Below are 17,497 nucleotides of genomic sequence, written 5' to 3'. Positions count from 1 at the left end.
TTAAAGGAATTGAGGCAGTCATGGCTTACAGTACTTTTTCTCAAAACAAGAATGACCAATTAAAAGAGCCAATGTTCTTAGGTCAATCAGTAAACGTTGCTCGTTACGACCAACAAAAGTTTGAAATTTTCGAAAAGCTTATCGAAAAGCAGCTTTCTTTCTTCTGGCGCCCAGAAGAAGTGGATGTTTCAAGCGACCGTATTGACTACAACAAACTTCCGGATCACGAGAAACACATCTTCATCTCAAACTTGAAGTACCAAACGCTTCTCGATTCTATCCAAGGTCGTAGCCCTAACGTAGCCCTGCTCCCTCTGGTATCACTACCAGAAGTAGAAACGTGGATTGAAACATGGTCTTTCTCTGAAACGATTCACTCTCGTTCTTACACGCACATCATCCGTAATATCGTCAATGATCCGGGTGTTGTATTTGACGACATCGTTGAAAATGAAGAAATCCTTAAGCGTGCTAAAGACATCGCGTTTTACTACGATGACCTAATCAAGCTAACAGCAGATTACCACCGCTACGGTGAAGGCAACCACAGCATCAATGGTGAAGAGGTTAAGGTTTCACTTCATGATCTGAAGAAGAAGCTTTACGTGTGTCTAATGTCTGTAAACGCGCTAGAAGCCATTCGTTTCTACGTAAGTTTTGCATGTTCATTCGCTTTCGCTGAGCGTGAGCTAATGGAAGGTAATGCGAAAATCATCAAGCTAATTGCTCGTGATGAAGCGCTTCACCTAACTGGCACCCAGCACATGATCAACTTGCTTCGTAATGGTCAAGATGACTTCGCATTCATGCAGATTGCTGAAGAGTGTAAGCAAGAATGTTTTGACCTATTCAAAGAAGCCGCTGAACAAGAAAAAGAATGGGCTGAATACCTATTCAAAGACGGCTCTATGATTGGTCTAAACAAAGATATTCTTTGCCAATACGTTGAGTACATTACTAACATCCGTATGCAAGCTGTTGGTCTAGGTACTGCTTACCCAGAAGCAACGTCAAACCCTATCCCATGGATCAATGCTTGGTTATCTTCAGATAACGTGCAAGTTGCTCCGCAAGAAGCTGAAATCAGCTCTTACTTGGTGGGTCAGATTGACAATGAAGTAAGCGCCGACGATTTCGAAGGTTTTGAACTGTAATGCCGACTATCAAAATCAACAAGTTAGTTTCTATTGAATCTAACTCTTCTAATACTTTATTGGAAACAATGGAGCAAGCGGGGCTTGAGCCTGAATATAATTGCCGAGATGGTCACTGTGGTGCATGTCGTTGTACTTTAGATTCAGGTGAAGTTGAGTATGTTGGTTTTGCTATGGCTTACACTCAAGGTAACGAAATTCTGCCTTGTATTTGTAAAGCGAAGACTGAGCTGTCACTAAGTAATGTTATCCATAGAAATAAGCAAAAACGCGCATAATCATGTATGAGTAACCTCATCCAATACTTTTAGCCTGCCAGTCAGATCAAAAAAAGCCCCTGAACTTCAATCATTCAAGGGCTTTTTTATTTGTGTCGTTTAGTCTAGGTTCTTATTAACAATGATATTCAAACATGGCTAGTTGAGCACAACCGCCGGTATAAACATTTCTTTAATTCGATTCAGCGAACTGTAAGACCCAAATATAGGCTTACTTTCAATATGCCTTCTAAGCATGTCGGCTGCGACTGTCACAATCACTTTTCGCGCATCTTGTCGGCTGTATTCTCTATGAAATTCAAGAATCTGCCCCCACTCACCCGCTTCACTGGATAGCGCAACAGAAAAACGTTTGCCTTCTAACTTACCGGTTACTAATGCTAATTCAGTTGAACATTTTTCACGGGTTGCGCCCGCTAATGCAAAAGTTGCCGCCAGTGGATCGGTATAATCAATATCTGAACCTTTAGAATCAGCCATTATCCAAGAATGACCAAAGCAACTTTCAATATTTTCATCCGACTGAAGCCAAGAACATAATGCCCCTTTTGTTGCCTGTTCAGACACCGAGAGCGTTTTATGCTTATCGACCATCAAATGCCCTAGATGCTCAAGCATAGGTTCATCAACACTCACTACATTAGCTTCAAGCAGTTTATACACCATCTGCAGTAGCTTAACTCGCGTTTCTAAATCAGATTTGGGACCGAATAATTTCACTTCAATGAAAGGCAAGTAGGATCGATAACCTAGCTCATATCCTTCAGGTAGTTTCAGTTGATCAAGAACATCTGAAATTCCAGATTCAGATAGACCAAACGTGTAGAGCTTACTGCACTCAGAAGCTTGAACTTGAGGATAACTACGAGATAAGTCAGGAATGATTTGAGTAGTTACCATCCGCTTAAATTCACTTGGGACGCCCGGAGTAAAATAAAAAGTAGCATCATTAATTTTCAATTTAAAACCACAAGCCGTACCAATAGGATTGTCCACGACCTCAGAGCTAGCAGGGAGCATGGCTTGCTTTAAATTGCTGTCTGGCATTTGCATGCCCCGTTCAGCGTACATACTTTCTAGGCGAGACAACCAATCCGGGAAAAGTACGAGTTTCTCATCTGTCGCTGCCGCTGCCGCTGCCGCACTCATATCGTCAGTTGTCGGACCTAACCCACCATTGACGATCACCACATCATTGTTGAAACTGAGCATCAACAGTTCTTCAACCAACGCATTCATTTGGTCGCCAACCGTTGAGCGTTTCGCAAGAGAAAAACCGTGTTGATAAAACTCAGCTGACATCCAAGCTGCATTTGTATCTACAATGTCTCCATGAAGCACTTCTTCACCAGTACTTAACATTGCAATTTTAATCATAATTAATCCTTTGCTGCCTGATTTAGTCTTCGGCTTATATGAAAAGCCCGTTCTCAAGAAAATATAAGAGAAAATATAGGTCTGCATTTTCATACAGTAAGACAACTATTTGTTAAATATAGTTTCTGAAATCAATCAATTTCTAGTTCCCATAAAACCTTATTTAATAGATAATTGTGAACCTGATCCATTATTAAATTCTTACGGAGAGCCTTGTGCCCAAATCACCAGTACTTAAGAAGGTAGCAGCTGCATTTACCATACTTATGTCAGCAAACTCTGTTGCCGGTCAATATGACTTCAACCAGCAAGTTGATCTTTCGTACCGTACTGAATGCTCCCAAGAGTACTGCTTTAACGATAACATGTACACTTACAAGACAAGCAAAAACTATGCCTTGAGTGAAAGCAGTGACCAATATGACCTATCAGCTGGAAAACAACCTCTATACCTAACCGTTAGTGATGGAAAAGATTGGGATTACCTTATGGGGCAAACTTACACCATTTTAGGTCTAAGTGTTGCGACTGTTGGTTTGATGACTTTTCTTCCTGAAAGTATAACTAAATGGGATGATGATCAGCGAGACTTAAGTAAACTCGGGTCGAAGTGGAAAGACAACGTATCGTCAGGTCCAACCTGGGATAGAGACGAACACTTTCTTAACTACGTTATGCACCCATATTTCGGCGGTGTTTACTATACCGCAGCAAGACATGCTGGCTACAACGAGTTTGAATCGTTCATGTACTCATTCACAATGTCGACTTTTTTCTGGGAATATGGTGTAGAAGCCTTTGCTGAAGTGCCATCATGGCAAGATATTTTCATCACACCGTTTTTTGGAGCTGTTGTAGGTGAACTAATGCTAGAAGCTGAACAAGATATTGTCGCTTCTGGTGGTGAAGTAATGGGTTCGCAATCTATGGGTGATGTGTCACTCTTCTTTTTGAACCCTGTAGGTCATATTCATTACTGGGTAAATGATGCCTGGGGCGGTGAAGCAGAAATGAGTTTCAATGCTGACCCATGGTGGAATAACCGTGATGCAGCTCAGTTTGCTTATGATGCAGGTGCAACTTACGATTCTCAATTTGTTGGTATGAATTTTAAAGTAAGTTTTTAAGGCTCATAACTCTTTAGCTTACTTAAGACATTGGCTTTTAAAACTAAAACATACAAGAAAATTGACTAAGGCGGCTTCATTGCCGCTTTTTTGTGCCCCAAGCTTCATTATCTAACTTCTATCGACTTGTTAGATTCAAAAATTGACCCAGGTCAAACATTGTTCAGGCTAACATCCTACACTGAATGAAAAGGGATTTTATCGTAGTTATTCAACCGTTTAATTACGGTTATTAATACTCATATCATTACAGTATGTTTGGGGGCAATTATGAACAGTACGTTTATCGCAAACTTTATAGGAAAAGCTTCTCCAGCCACAATTAAGCAACTCGCCGCAATTACACATGAGAATGATGGTAAGTGGCTAATTAGTAAAGTTAATTTCATTGAAGACCAAGTCGCTGGTGTAATTAAAATTCAATTGCCTACCGCCAATGAATCAACGGTTAAAGACGCTTTTAGCAGCCACAATGATCTCACTGTACAATTTATCGATTCTGATCATTCTGTTCATAACCAAGACACTATCTTCCAACTCCGTCTCGATTCTAATGATCGCGCTGGTATCGTAAATGAAATAACACACGTACTGGATAATCAAGGGATCAATATCCTTGATATGGATTGTCAAAGAGTCTTTATTGCTGGCGGGGGAGGTGTGAGTTCTAGCTTATTTACCGCTAAGATAGCACTTAAACTGCCTGTGGAAGTTCAAATTTCAGATGTTGCAAATGAACTAGAAACATTAAGTGAAGATACACGTGTCATTCTAGAAAGTTAATATCTACAAAGTACTACCGCGCAGAAACGCAATTTACCATATATATAGCTAGAGACATTTTCATTTAATACCGCCTCTAGCTTTTCTTCACTCACTTCTCAATTCTTTTAATTCATAAGATCTTCAGCAAACCGCTGTAATATCTAATTTAAATATGCAACATGCTATGTTTCTACTTGTCTATTTTTGTTAATATTTAGCTTTCGTATAGCTAAATAATTTAGGTCTGCTTCATGCACAAACAAAAAAGTCACTGGCAACTTAATAAAACCTCAGCAGCATTACTGGTTCTCGCCATTGCTGGGTGTAAAAGTGGTCATGAAGGAAGTAGTGGTGGAACTCCTACAGATCCAGATCCAACCACCCCAGTTCAAGTTTCAATTCCAAACACTATCTCATTTTTAGAGCCGACCTCTGGTTCAAGCACTGAATCCATTACGGTTACTCTGTCAGAAGCACTTAGTTCAGAACTCAGCCTCACACTATCAACCACTGATGTGACCGCTCGTTCTGAGGGAACATTCAAGAATTACGATTCCATTAGCTCACAAGTTATTACGATCCCCGCTGGTTCGACATCCGCTTCTTTACCTTTAAACATCCTTCATAACAACCTGCACGAAACCAACAAAACATTACAATATACAATTAGCGCAGACAGTTCAGATAGCTATGAGTTAAGCAATGCCATATCAACGGTCACTATCACCGACGCAGATGCAGAGCCAACAGTCAGCTTTAGCCATAGCAATAAAGTTGTTTTAGAAGGTGATACAGCACAATCCAACATTGAGCTGAGCCATTATTCGTACAAAGATATCACGGTCACTTTAGTGCAAAGTGGAATCGCAACAGATGATGACTACACGAGCAATTTAACCAGCCTGACGATACAAATTAATGCTGAAGAGTTATCTTCTCCAATCAGTATTACTGCTAAGCAAGACGGCCTGAGTGAAGGTGGTGAAACTGTTATCTACACCATGAACGCAAGTGGAAATGCTGTCATCGATACGAGTAATGACACATTATCTTTTTACATACCTGGTGATAACCAAATCAATGATACAGGTTATGTAAACTACTTTGACGGTGCTAACTTCAACGCTCAAGTTTCACAAACAGCTTACCCAAATCAAGATGCTGAATACGGTTTAGATCCTGTAGATGGGGCTGAACATACCGACGGGCAACATGGCTTCAAGTTCACTAAATTAGATTATAGCGGCAACATTCTTCCGAATAGCGCGTCAGATTGGGCTTGTGTTCGCGATGAACGGACTGGGATGTATATAGAAGCCAAGCAACAACCAATCGACTTACCAAGCCAAGGTGTAATCGATCAATGGCTGGAAGATTACGCTGAAGATCCTGATGCAAACCCATACCCTTATTCGACAGAGTCAGCTTACTGGCGCAGTTCGGCATACCTGTATACTTGGTATGATTCAGTTTCCACAACGAACGGCGGCTCTGCGGGTCATAAAAATGATGAGCTTCTCGCTGACGGTCCAATCTCTTCTGCGTGTGCTTATTCTACTAACTCTGGTGGCAATAGACGCTGTGATGCAGAAGGTTACTTAGCCAACCTAAATAGCTTTGGTGCATGTGGTGTCAATAACTGGCGTTTGCCTTCCCCGGCGGAAGCTCGTTCATTTATTAACTATAACGTGGGCACTATTGACCCAGCGACTGTTGATTACTTCCCATATATCAAGAATATAAGCTCTGTTGATACGATTTACACACAATCAACTTCTGTTGGAGCCACTAGCAGTGCTTGGTGTATGAGTACTCAAACAGGGCAAATGAAGCTTTGTAATAAAGGAACTTATCAAGGTGTGATTGCAGTTAGTGGAGTAGTAGAATAATGAAACTTAAATATTACGTTATTGCAGCACTTGCTGTTTCAGGCTCAAGCTATGCTCAAACCTGTGTTGTAAATCAACCAGCTTCACAAGATGATGGTCAGTTCATCGACCGTCAAGATGGCACAATTTTAGATATTGACACTAATCTCCTATGGGCAAAATGTAGCCTTGGTGAAACCTACACTGCCGAAACTAATCTATGCAGTGGCGTTCCTACGAGCTACAGCACTTTTCAAGACGCGTTAGTGGCTACTACTGATACAACACTAACAACCATCGGTTCTCAAACTGGTTTTAGACTGCCAAACATAAAAGAGCTGGGTTCAATTGTTGATTATCGTTGTACGCAACCTGCTATCAATTTAAGTTTTTTTCCTACTACAATTAATGCGCCTTATTGGACAAACACTCCTGATAATAACGGCATAAATAGCAATCATGACGGGTTAATCATTGATTTTACTGAAGCTCAAGAAGTGACAACAAACTCAAGTGGGATGACACTTATCCGCTTAGTGAAAGAACTGAACTAATCGATTGAGTCAAAACTATGCTGGATATGTAGCAGTTAATATATAAATCAAAAAGAGCAGCTTTAATCGCTGCTCTTTTTATTTGTGACTGACTTATTTAGACTGGCGGAAACGAAAACAGCTAACTTAGCTCACCTTCCACTGAGATAAAGAACGTTTAAAATCGTCATAACCAAATTCATTCAATTTTTGAATCTCACCATTACTACGTTCGCAGTAGATAGATGGCATTTTCAAACCATTAAACCAATTCAATTTCACCATGGTGTAGCCTGCACTATCAAGCAGGTGCAGTCTCTGACCAATTTGTAGAGGCTGGGCAAAACTCGCTTCACAGAATTGATCGCCAGCTAAACATGAGCATGAACCAATCACATAATCGTGTTCACCATCTTCAGAGGCTTCTAATACTGATGCAGGTTCATTATAAATCAGCGTATCCAGACGGTGCGCTTCTGTCGCTGAATCTACAATCGCTGTTTTCTTAACGTTCTCAACAATATCAACTACGGTCACAACTAAGTCTGTTGTTTTTGTGATGATTGCTTCACCCGGTTCTAGATACATCTGAACACCGTGTTTTTCAGAAAAATCTTTGAGTGCAAGACCAAGTTTTTCAATATCGTAGCCTGGCCATGTAAAGAATACTCCACCGCCCATGCTCACCCAATCCAACTTATTCAGATGCTCACCAAACTGTTCCGAAATGGAATCAAGCAGGCAGATAAATGCATCGACATCTTTGTTTTCACAGTTCATGTGAAACATTACACCATTGATCTCATTGAAGATCTCAGGCTTGATGTGATCAGCTTGGACACCTAGTCGTGAATATTGACGAGCTGGATTTGCTAAGTCTTGTCCTGCGTAGCTCACGCCCGGGTTCAAACGTAAACCCAGAGAAGCTTTACCTTCAACAATATGTCGGTACGCTGCAAGCTGGCTTTGTGAGTTGAAGATCATCTTATCGCAAATATCGGCGACTTCTCTCACATCATCTTCGCTGTAGCCCACACTGTAAGCGTGCGTTTCACCACCGAAGGTTTCGTGACCAAGCTTCACTTCGTAAGGACCAGAGCTGGTTGTCCCGTCTAAGTAAGGTTTAATTATGTCAAACACACCCCAAGTAGAGAAGCACTTAAGTGCCAATACAAGCTTCACACCTGAAATCTCTTTAAGCTGCTTAGCTTTCTCTAAGTTCGCAATCAACTTATCTTCGTTGATCATGAAATACGGGGTTTTTAGTTCGTTTTGCATCTTATCTATACCTTGAGTTCAACACTCTAAAATCGAACAAAGCCGACGCTAATGCATCGGCTCAGAATTGTGCTTTGCTACCAATCATATGGCTTTGTATTTAATCCACAGGCTTTGTATTTAATCCACAGGCTTTAACTTTGTCACTAGAACATCATGTTCATTTACCTGCGTAAATGAACACTTTGAACTACGTGATGAAGACAAAGAACAAGAAGATTACTTCAACGTATTGATAACAGGTAGACCTTGTGCAGGCTCAAGCTCTTGAACGTGCCAATCCAAACCAATCTCAGGCATGGTTGCTAGGAACGGGTCTGGGTTTAGCTGCTCCATGTTGAATACGCCTTTATCAGCCCATTCGCCTCGGAAGAACTGAAGTGCAGCCGTAATCGCTGGCACGCCTGTTGTGTAAGAGATCGCTTGGTGCTCTACATCTTCATACGCCACTTCGTGGTCTGCGTTATTATAGATGAACACACTGCGCTCTTTACCATCTTTCTTACCTTGAACCCAAGTACCGATACACGTTAAACCAGTGTAACCCGGAGCTAGAGATGTTGGATCTGGTAGCAGTGCTTTAAGAACATGTAGAGGCTGAACCACAGTTCCGTCGTGCAGCGTTAGTGGATCAGGGCTTAGAAGACCGATATCACGCATGCAGTTGAAGTAGTTCAGGTATGCATCACCAAAACCCATCCAGAATTCGATACGCTTAGCTGGGATGAACTCTTTCATTGAACGCACTTCATCATGAGCCATTGAGTATACTTTGTGTGAGCCACAGTTTGGGAATTCAAACTCAAGCATACGAGAGTGACAAGGCACTTGTTTCCACTCTTCATTTTCCCAGTAGAAAGAGTCGCCTTGGATCTCAAGCATGTTGGTTTCTGGGTCAAAGTTTGTCGCAAACTTCTTGCCGTGGTCGCCAGCATTTACATCCATCACATCAATCGAATCAATCTCATCGAACAAGTGCTTAACCGCATAGGCTGCGAAGATTGATACCACACCAGGATCGAAACCAGCACCAAGAATACCTGTGATGCCCGCTTCAGCGAACTTCTCACGGTAGCCCCACTGCCAATCATAAGCTTGTGGCACTTGTTGACCTTCAGAACATAGATCAACTGCTACCGATGTATCTAGGTAAGATACTTTTGATTGGTAACATGCTTCCATGATCGCTATGTTTACCCAAGGAGGACCAGCGTTAATCACAAGATCTGGCTGAACTTCTTTAATCAAAGCAACAAGTGCATCAACATCGTCAGCATCTACTGAACGTGCTTCTAGTTTCTTAGTAGAATCTTTAAGGTTGTTTTTACCTTTGATTGATTCAATGATTTTTTCACACTTCTCGATTGTGCGAGAAGCGATTGTAATATCACCCAGAACTTCGTTATTTTGTGCTGCTTTATGTGCAACAACCCAACCAACGCCGCCTGCACCAATTTGTAGAATAGCCATAATATTAATTACCCTTGTTGTTCAGCTAGCTCAATGGCTAGAGTTTGAATTTTGTTAATTAGAGATTTGAAATCTGATGTCGTTAAGCACGGATTCAAGATAGTGAATTTCAGCGCACTTTTACCATCAACGACCGTTTCGCCAAGTACTGAAACGCCACGAGTCAACGCCTCCATTCTTAGCGTTTGATTCAGTTTATCCAAATCAATAGCGTTGCTTTCTGATTGCCCATTGCTTGGTACAAACCGGAATAGCACAGTAGAAAGAGACGGCTCAGCAAGCAGTTCAAAATCATCATGTTTCTGAAGAAGGTCGGCGACCTGCAGTGTTTGCTCAAGAAGGTGATCATACATCTCACCTAACTGCTTTGGTCCTACATTCTGCATCGTCATGAAGACTTTCAGTGCATCAAAACGTTTGGTCGTTGCAATAGACTTATCGACAAGATTCGGCAACTCATCGTGTTCACGATTCAAATAATCTGCGTGATGCAGTAGGTACTTAAAGTTAGCTTTATCTTTCAGCAGAACAGCACCACAGCTGATGGTTTGGAAAAACAGTTTATGAAAGTCGACACTCACTGAATCTGCTTTTTCGATGCCTTTTAGACGACCTTTGTGACTGCTTAAGATAAGCGCACCACCGTACGCACTATCCACATGGAACCAGAGGTCTTGCTGGTTTGCAATATCTGCAATCACGTCAAGGTCATCAATAGCACCATGATCGGTTGTACCAGCAGTACCCACTACAGCAAAAGGTATTAGTCCTTGCTCTTTTAATAGACGAACTTCTGCTTCTAGCAAATCAGCTTTAATCGTGCCATTTGGATTAGCGTCAACACAGCATACTGAATTTTCGCCCAATCCTAACAAAGATGCGGATTTTTGCACAGTGAAGTGAGACTTTTTAGAGCATAGGATACGTAATTTATTCGCATATTCAGGCAACCCATGCTTCTGAATTGAGTGACTACTCACTTTGTCCGCAATCCAATCCCGAGCAAGTAACAAACCCATTAAGTTGCTTTGAGTACCTCCACTGGTGAATACGCCGTCAGATTGATCACCTAATTCGTACTTTTCACACATCCAATCGACCACACGTTGTTCAACATACGTCGCTGAAGAAGCTTGATCCCAAGAGTCCATAGATTGGTTTAGTGCTGCAATAATAGATTCAGCAGCCACAGAAGCCATCAAAGGAGGGGTATGCAAATGGGCAATACAGTCAGGGTGCTGTACGAAAATAGAATTATTAGCGATAAGATCTGCAGTATTCCTCACGACATCAACTAATGAACTTTGATTGTTATCAAGATCAACAGAATTGATTGCCGCTTCAAGCACTTTTGGATCAAGCCCTGAGTAAGGAGCATCGACTTGTTCAAACACTGACTTCATTGCTTGAGTTGTGTGGTTCATTACCTGTGCAAATTCATCGCTGCCATTTACACCAGTCTGAATGAAATGTTTCTTCCATTCACTTCCTGATTCGGTGCTTTTTTGCAAAACACCACCGACAGCAAGAATGGCTTCTTCCATTACTCGCAATGCAAAATCTATTTGTTCAAACGAGATAATCATTGGCGGTAAGAAACGGATCACAGAGCCATCACGCCCACCTTTTTCAACCATTAAACCGCGTTCTAATGCCGCTCGCTGAATAGCTAATGTAAGTTCACCGTCTGATTTCGGCTCACCAAACTTATTCAACTCACCATTTACTTGCTGAATCTCAACACCAAGCATTAAGCCTTTACCACGAACTTCAGCAATACAGTCCACACGAGATTGGATTTTTTCCAATCCATGACGCAAATACTGACCTGCTATATTCGCGTGTTCTACCAGATTGTCTCTTTCAATGATCTCTAACGCCTTAGCACCAGATACCATTGCCAGTTGGTTGCCACGGAATGTGCCTGTGTGTTCACCCGCTTTCCACGTATCAATGCTTTTATCGAACACAAGCAATGACATTGGAAGACCACCACCAATGGCTTTGGACAAGCATAAAATATCAGGATTAATCCCCGACTCTTCAAATGCAAATCGGTAACCTGTTTTACCAACACCACATTGAATTTCGTCGAAAATCAATAAAATACCGTGTTCATCACAGATACGGCGTAGACCTTGTAACCATGACGTTGGAGCTGGAATTACTCCGCCCTCACCTTGCACTGGTTCAACAATCATCGCTGCAGGCTTCATGATGCCCGACTCATCGTCATTCAGCATGCGTTCAATATAACGGATGCTAGCTTTAGCTCCGGCTTCACCACCTAAACCAAATGGGCATCGTAAATTATATGGGAAAGGCATAAAGTGCACATCGGACATCAATCCGCTACGGCGCTCTTTAGTACCTAAATTGCCCATCATGCCCATAGTACCGTTGGTCATGCCGTGGTAAGCACCACGAAAAGCAAACATCGTATTACGACCAGTTGTCTGCTTGGCCAGTTTAATTGCGGCTTCTACAGCGTCGGCACCTGAGGGACCACAAAACTGAAGTACTGAGTTCTCTGAGAAGTCGCTAGAAAGAAACGCCTTTACCTTTTGGATAAAGTTTTCTTTAGCTTGTGTCGTAATATCGAGTGTTTGATATGGAAGACCTGAATCCAATTGGTCTTTCAATGCTTGGTTAATTTCTGGGTGGTTATACCCCAATGAAAGCGTACCGGCACCTGCAAGACAATCGAGAAAGATCTGACCACGCGTATCTTCCACCAACACCCCACATGCTCGCTTAATCGCGATCGGAAGGCGCCTTGGGTATGAACGTACATCAGATTCGTTACGCTCTTGCTCTAATAAAATGGCATCAGGCGTTAAATCATAGGTTCCTTCAACAATTGGAACCATAGTAGAAAAAGAGTTTGCGATAGTATTACTATCGACTTCAAAGGCAGTTGTCATAGATTTACCTTGGAAAAATTATCGCTCCATTCTCAACAACAAGAGAATGAAGAATAGCAAAACGCGCGCATTAGCTAAGAGCTAATACGAAAAATTAGTCACCGGGTGGTGGATAAATTTTTAGCGAAGTTTCAAGGTTCAGTAATACTACTGTTTTGAAGGATCGGGCAGTTATGCAGCGCTGCCTGTGCTGGAAGTGTAAAGCTGATTAGCAATGTTGTTTTTAGTGAATTCAATGTTGGGTTTCCCATTAACATGGTGACACTGCACCATAAGTATCCCGTCTATCAACTAAAGGCTTAGCTGATACCTACCCTACGTAATGTCACAATCAGCTTGAATGGTCATTACGCGTATCCCCCAGAAAGTGATTAACTTACCCGAGATTGCGCAGGAAAATATCATAAATTGAAATGAACGATCAATACTTTTTAATAACAGGTTTATAAATACAAGTTTTTTGGTGGTTATTTAAACAAAAATAGAGGGTCGGAGTGAACTTCAATGTCACATTCAGTCAAGCTATCCATCCAGCAGGCATGCATTAGTAAATTCAATGGACACAATATGTAGTAAAACCTCAAGGGCGCCGTCGTTATTCACTAGGCTCCTCAGAGCTATTGAGTTTACGAAGCAAAAACATAGAAATGGGAATATTAAAAATGGATACCACGAATACAAAAAAACCTCGTCATTTCTGACGAGGTTTAATGTTTGGAGCGATACATCGGGTTCGAACCGATGACCTCAACCTTGGCAAGGTTGCGCTCTACCAACTGAGCTAGTATCGCATTGCTAAACTTATCAAGTTTAGACTTTAATAGATGGTGCCCCGGGCCGGACTTGAACCGGCACAGCGCGAACGCCGAGGGATTTTAAATCCCTTGTGTCTACCAATTCCACCACCAGGGCACGCAATTCTTTATTGCGATGCCGATTACTGAAAAGTAAAACACCATCTTAATGTCGAAGCCAATCAACATTACAAAATTTGGAGCGATACATCGGGTTCGAACCGATGACCTCAACCTTGGCAAGGTTGCGCTCTACCAACTGAGCTAGTATCGCAAATTATTCACTTCTCATAATTTAAGAAGTAGATAATGGAGGCGCCTCCCGGAGTCGAACCGAGGTCCACGGATTTGCAATCCGCTGCATAGCCACTCTGCCAAGGCGCCTTAGTAACACCAATCAAACTGCTTAATGCCTTCCTCTTGGGTACGGGATGCATTTTACGGATTCGAGCCTTTGAGTCAACACTAATTTTATCATTTCGAATCGTTTGAACGGATTTTGTACTAAAGCACTTAAATTAGTGAGTTTACTTGTAGAAAAGCCTCTATACATAGCCACAAGATAGATACAGATCACACTTTTCTACTAGAGTTCGTTGAGTCTTTATTCCAAAATAAAAAAGCGAGCCTAAGCTCGCTTTTCACTAATGATGTTGTTCGTCCAGCAAATCATCTTTGGCTGCCATTAAATACTGCGCCATAGACCAATAAGTTAAGATAGTAGCGATATATAACGCTCCGTATCCTACCCAAATCATCCAATCATCATGGCGCCAAATAAGCACCCACAATGCGAACATTTGAGAAACTGTTTTTACCTTACCAACCCAAGAAACCGCAACGCTAGCTCGCTTACCGATTTCAGCCATCCATTCACGTAATGCCGAAATAATAATTTCACGAGCAATCATCGTAACTGCTGGGATGGTAATCCAAATAGAGTGATAGTGTTCAGTCACTAAAATAAGAGCCGTTGCGACCAATACTTTATCCGCTACAGGGTCTATGAACGCGCCAAAACGAGAGGTTTGACCTAACTTTCGAGCAAGCATGCCATCTAGCCAATCGGTAAAACCCGCGACCCAGAAGACCATTGCTGCTGCAAATGGCGCCCACCCATAAGGGAGATAGAAAACAACAACAAATACTGGGATCAGGAATAATCTCAGTAACGACAAAATGTTCGGTATATTCAAACGCATATTATTAGGCTCTTATTCATTGCGCGTTTATGGTGCGGGATTTTTACTATTGTTTCAATGCTTGATAAATGTTTTCTGCCAAAGAATGACTGATGCCCGGCACTTTGGCTATTTCTTCAACAGTTGCACGCTTCAATTCTTGCAAACCACCCATATTTTTTAAAAGAGCTTGTCGACGTTTAGGACCTACGCCTTCAATACCTTCCAAAGCACTTGTTTTACGCGTTTTTCCTCGTTTGGCTCTATGACCTGCAATTGCATGGTTATGGCTTTCATCTCGGATGTGTTGAATTAAGTGCAAAGCTGGTGCATCACTTGGCAAATTAAACTCTTCTCCTTCTAGAGTGATCAGAGTTTCTAAACCAGGTTTACGCGTAACACCTTTAGCAATACCCATCATCCTTGGTCGTTTCGGCCAATCATCCCAATAGCGTGAAATGATTTCATGAGCTCTATTAAGCTGCCCTTTACCACCATCAATAAAAATAATATCTGGAATTTTATCGACTTCTAGCTGCTTTGAGTATCGGCGCTCCAACGCTTGTCCCATAGCGGCATAGTCGTCGCCTCCAGTAATGCCTGATATATTATAACGGCGATATTCTGGTTTAAACGGACCTTCTTGGTTAAACACAACACATGATGCGATCGTGCTTTCACCCATGGTATGGCTAATATCAAAACATTCCATACGTGTAATAGAATCCATACCCAGCACTCGACGCAACTCTTTGAACCTTTGGTTAATCGTCATTTTATGATTAATCTTGGTTGTGATTGCCGTCAGAGCATTAGTGTTAGAGAGTTTTAAATAACGCCCACGAGTCCCTGAAGGGTTCGTATGGAAATGAATTTTCCGACCTGCGACTTCTGTTAGCGCTTGTTGAAGAGGCTTCACATTATCGATAAGCCCATCATTAAGAATCAAACGAGTAGGTATGGTTCGGGATTCATTATGCGCCAGATAATATTGGCTTAAAAAGCTTTCGAACACTTCTTCTCGAACCGTATTGTTCGGTATTTTAGGGAAATGACTTCGGCTACCTAAAACCTTGCCTTGCCTAATCATCAAAATATGAATGCAAGCAATGCCATTTTCTTGAGAAAAACCTAAAACATCCATATCTTCCATGGTGTCTTCAGAAACAAACTGCTGTTCTTGAACACGACGAATCGCTTGGATTTGATCCCGAAAAGTGGCAGCGTGTTCAAAACGCAGTTCACGGCTAGCTTTATCCATCTTCTCGATAAGTGTTTCCAAAACCTGGCTATCTTTGCCCTGCAAAAACAAACGAACATAGTTAACTAGCTCTGCGTATTCCTCATCTGAGATGATCGAACTGACGCAAGGCGCAGCACATCGTCCAATTTGATACATCAAACATGGTCGGGTTCTATTTGCATAAACCGTGTCTTCGCACTGGCGTACAGGAAAGATTTTTTGGATAAGGTGTAACGTTTCTCGAACTGCCCCAGAGTCAGGGTACGGACCAAAATATTCCCCTTTCTTCTTTTTAGCTCCACGATGCATAGACAACCTAGGGTGTTTATGACCACTAACAAAAATATAAGGGTAAGATTTATCGTCACGAAGTAACACATTATATTTAGGCAAATATTGCTTAATGTAATTGTGTTCCAGGATGAGGGCTTCAGTTTCGGTATGAGTGACAGTGACATCAATTTTTGAAATGTGACTGACTAGTGCGCGTGTCTTTTCGCTATCTACTTTTTTACGAAAGTAACTGGAGAGGCGTTTTTTGAGGTCTTTAGCTTTTCCGACATAAATAACAACAGCCTCGGCGTTGTACATTCGATAAACGCCAGGCTGTTCTGTTACTGTTTTCAGGAATGAAACTGAGTCAAACGTTGTTGTCACTACAAGGTCTCAGTATCTAGCATTCCGTGTCTAATCGCTAAATGGGTAAGTTCTACATCACCACTGATGTCTAACTTACTGAACAGTCTATAGCGGTAGCTATTCACTGTTTTAGGGCTTAGATTGAGTTGCTCTGAAATGTCCGTTACCTTTTGACCTTTTGTAATCATCATCATGATTTGAAGTTCACGTTCCGACAAGTCGGCAAACGGGTTTTCAGACGCAGGAGAAAATTGGCTAAGTGCCATCTGCTGCGCTATTTCCGGTGATATGTAGCGTTGACCACTATTTACGACGCGAATCGCATTCACCATTTCATCAGGACCAGCGCCTTTGGTTAAGTAACCAGCGGCTCCAGCTTGCATCACTTTAGTTGGAAACGGGTTTTCCGTATGAACAGTTAAAACAATGATTTTAACATCAGGATTGAAGCGAAGAATTTTCTTCGTTGCTTCTAAACCACCGATACCCGGCATGTTCATATCCATCAAAATGACGTCAGTATGATTACCACGACACCATTTTACTGCATCTTCACCGCTTTCAGCTTCCCCTGCTACGTTCATTCCACGGACGTCTTCAATAATACGTCGTATCCCTGTGCGAACCAGCTCGTGATCATCTACAAGGAAAACATTTATCAAACTTGTATCTCCACACTATTAATTGGCTCTGCAACCACCAGAGTATTTTATTTAACTAAAATAAAAGTGGATCGCAGCATAGCTGTATATATTAACTTATTTTGTTATAAAAGCTTACTCTGAATATGTGCCCAAACGCAAACTTTAGCAAGAACTTATTTATAAATAAAAGCTCTATGAAGTAGCTTTTATGATAAGCAACTA

At 41.6% G+C, this 17,497-nt stretch carries 13 protein-coding genes and 4 tRNA genes; 6 read left to right on the top strand and 11 right to left on the bottom strand.

Annotated elements, in window-relative coordinates; translation table 11 throughout:
- The first annotated feature begins 20 nt into the window (after positions 1-20).
- Both nrdB and yfaE read left to right on the top strand, forming a co-directional pair.
- Positions 21-1,154 (top strand): class Ia ribonucleoside-diphosphate reductase subunit beta, encoded by a 1,134-nt coding sequence (nrdB, locus tag OCU78_RS05610; RefSeq protein ID WP_137372567.1) that lies wholly within the window; start codon positions 21-23, stop codon positions 1,152-1,154.
- Positions 1,154-1,432 carry a class I ribonucleotide reductase maintenance protein YfaE gene (gene yfaE / locus OCU78_RS05605; RefSeq protein ID WP_137372566.1) on the top strand — a complete coding sequence of 93 codons (279 nt, stop codon included), beginning with the start codon at positions 1,154-1,156 and terminating at the stop codon, positions 1,430-1,432. The genes nrdB and yfaE overlap by 1 nt, the downstream gene beginning before the upstream one ends.
- A 138-nt stretch (positions 1,433-1,570) precedes the next feature.
- On the opposite strand, the gene OCU78_RS05600 is transcribed toward yfaE, so the two are convergent.
- Complete coding sequence (locus OCU78_RS05600; RefSeq protein ID WP_137372565.1) at positions 1,571-2,809, bottom strand: CinA family nicotinamide mononucleotide deamidase-related protein; 1,239 nt, start codon at positions 2,807-2,809, stop codon at positions 1,571-1,573.
- 215 nt (positions 2,810-3,024) lie between these two features.
- Between OCU78_RS05600 and OCU78_RS05595 the strand changes: the two genes are divergently transcribed.
- From OCU78_RS05595 to OCU78_RS05580, 4 genes are all read left to right on the top strand, one after another.
- The gene (locus tag OCU78_RS05595; protein ID WP_137372564.1) at positions 3,025-3,936 is read left to right on the top strand and encodes a DUF3943 domain-containing protein; all 912 of its coding nucleotides are present in this window, start codon (positions 3,025-3,027) and stop codon (positions 3,934-3,936) included.
- Between the two features lie 270 nt (positions 3,937-4,206).
- The gene (locus OCU78_RS05590; RefSeq protein WP_137372563.1) at positions 4,207-4,719 is read left to right on the top strand and encodes a glycine cleavage system protein R; all 513 of its coding nucleotides are present in this window, start codon (positions 4,207-4,209) and stop codon (positions 4,717-4,719) included.
- Positions 4,720-4,952: 233 nt separating this feature from the next.
- Positions 4,953-6,590, top strand: a complete 1,638-nt coding sequence (locus tag OCU78_RS05585; RefSeq protein WP_137372562.1) for an Lcl C-terminal domain-containing protein — start codon at positions 4,953-4,955, stop codon at positions 6,588-6,590.
- Entirely contained in the window at positions 6,590-7,123 is a 534-nt protein-coding gene (locus tag OCU78_RS05580) for an Lcl C-terminal domain-containing protein (protein ID WP_137372561.1), read from the top strand. Before OCU78_RS05585 ends, OCU78_RS05580 begins: the two co-directional genes overlap by 1 nt.
- A 126-nt stretch (positions 7,124-7,249) precedes the next feature.
- Here the strand turns inward: OCU78_RS05580 and nspC are convergent, their stop codons facing one another.
- The 10 genes from nspC to uvrY form a co-directional block, all read right to left on the bottom strand.
- Positions 7,250-8,380, bottom strand: a complete 1,131-nt coding sequence (gene nspC, locus OCU78_RS05575; protein ID WP_137372560.1) for a carboxynorspermidine decarboxylase — start codon at positions 8,378-8,380, stop codon at positions 7,250-7,252.
- 219 nt (positions 8,381-8,599) lie between these two features.
- On the bottom strand, positions 8,600-9,850 hold the full coding sequence (locus OCU78_RS05570) for a carboxynorspermidine synthase (RefSeq protein WP_137372559.1): 1,251 nt from the start codon (positions 9,848-9,850) through the stop codon (positions 8,600-8,602).
- 8 nt (positions 9,851-9,858) lie between these two features.
- The gene (locus OCU78_RS05565) at positions 9,859-12,774 is read right to left on the bottom strand and encodes a pyridoxal phosphate-dependent class III aminotransferase (protein ID WP_137372558.1); all 2,916 of its coding nucleotides are present in this window, start codon (positions 12,772-12,774) and stop codon (positions 9,859-9,861) included.
- Between the two features lie 715 nt (positions 12,775-13,489).
- Positions 13,490-13,565: transfer RNA gene (locus tag OCU78_RS05560), tRNA-Gly, on the bottom strand.
- A 34-nt stretch (positions 13,566-13,599) separates the two neighbouring features.
- Positions 13,600-13,686: transfer RNA gene (locus tag OCU78_RS05555), tRNA-Leu, on the bottom strand.
- 80 nt (positions 13,687-13,766) lie between these two features.
- A tRNA-Gly gene (locus tag OCU78_RS05550) sits at positions 13,767-13,842 on the bottom strand.
- 36 nt (positions 13,843-13,878) lie between these two features.
- Positions 13,879-13,952, bottom strand: a tRNA-Cys gene (locus OCU78_RS05545).
- A gap of 260 nt (positions 13,953-14,212) precedes the next feature.
- Positions 14,213-14,770: a CDP-diacylglycerol--glycerol-3-phosphate 3-phosphatidyltransferase gene (pgsA, locus tag OCU78_RS05540; RefSeq protein WP_137372557.1), complete on the bottom strand. Its 558-nt coding sequence runs from the start codon at positions 14,768-14,770 to the stop codon at positions 14,213-14,215.
- Positions 14,771-14,816: 46 nt separating this feature from the next.
- The gene (gene uvrC, locus OCU78_RS05535) at positions 14,817-16,649 is read right to left on the bottom strand and encodes an excinuclease ABC subunit UvrC (protein ID WP_137372556.1); all 1,833 of its coding nucleotides are present in this window, start codon (positions 16,647-16,649) and stop codon (positions 14,817-14,819) included.
- Positions 16,649-17,293, bottom strand: coding sequence for a UvrY/SirA/GacA family response regulator transcription factor (gene uvrY / locus OCU78_RS05530; protein ID WP_137372555.1), 645 nt, complete (start codon positions 17,291-17,293; stop codon positions 16,649-16,651). Before uvrY ends, uvrC begins: the two co-directional genes overlap by 1 nt.
- Between the last annotated feature and the right edge of the window lie 204 nt (positions 17,294-17,497).

The organism is Vibrio gallaecicus (genome assembly GCF_024347495.1).
In the GTDB taxonomy this organism is placed as follows: Bacteria; Pseudomonadota; Gammaproteobacteria; order Enterobacterales; family Vibrionaceae; genus Vibrio; species Vibrio gallaecicus.
This window is presented reverse-complemented; position numbering and strand designations above follow the sequence as displayed.

Bases quoted from the DNA above. Each gene is read 5' to 3' on its own strand.
- nrdB (WP_137372567.1), top strand. From the start codon at position 21: ATGGCTTACAGTACTTTTTCTCAAAACAAGAATGACCAATTAAAAGAG.
- yfaE (WP_137372566.1), top strand. From the start codon at position 1,154: ATGCCGACTATCAAAATCAACAAGTTAGTTTCTATTGAATCTAACTCT.
- OCU78_RS05600 (WP_137372565.1), bottom strand. From the start codon at position 2,809: ATGATTAAAATTGCAATGTTAAGTACTGGTGAAGAAGTGCTTCATGGA.
- OCU78_RS05590 (WP_137372563.1), top strand. From the start codon at position 4,207: ATGAACAGTACGTTTATCGCAAACTTTATAGGAAAAGCTTCTCCAGCC.
- OCU78_RS05585 (WP_137372562.1), top strand. From the start codon at position 4,953: ATGCACAAACAAAAAAGTCACTGGCAACTTAATAAAACCTCAGCAGCA.
- OCU78_RS05580 (WP_137372561.1), top strand. From the start codon at position 6,590: ATGAAACTTAAATATTACGTTATTGCAGCACTTGCTGTTTCAGGCTCA.
- nspC (WP_137372560.1), bottom strand. From the start codon at position 8,380: ATGCAAAACGAACTAAAAACCCCGTATTTCATGATCAACGAAGATAAG.
- OCU78_RS05570 (WP_137372559.1), bottom strand. From the start codon at position 9,850: ATGGCTATTCTACAAATTGGTGCAGGCGGCGTTGGTTGGGTTGTTGCA.
- OCU78_RS05565 (WP_137372558.1), bottom strand. From the start codon at position 12,774: ATGACAACTGCCTTTGAAGTCGATAGTAATACTATCGCAAACTCTTTT.
- pgsA (WP_137372557.1), bottom strand. From the start codon at position 14,770: ATGCGTTTGAATATACCGAACATTTTGTCGTTACTGAGATTATTCCTG.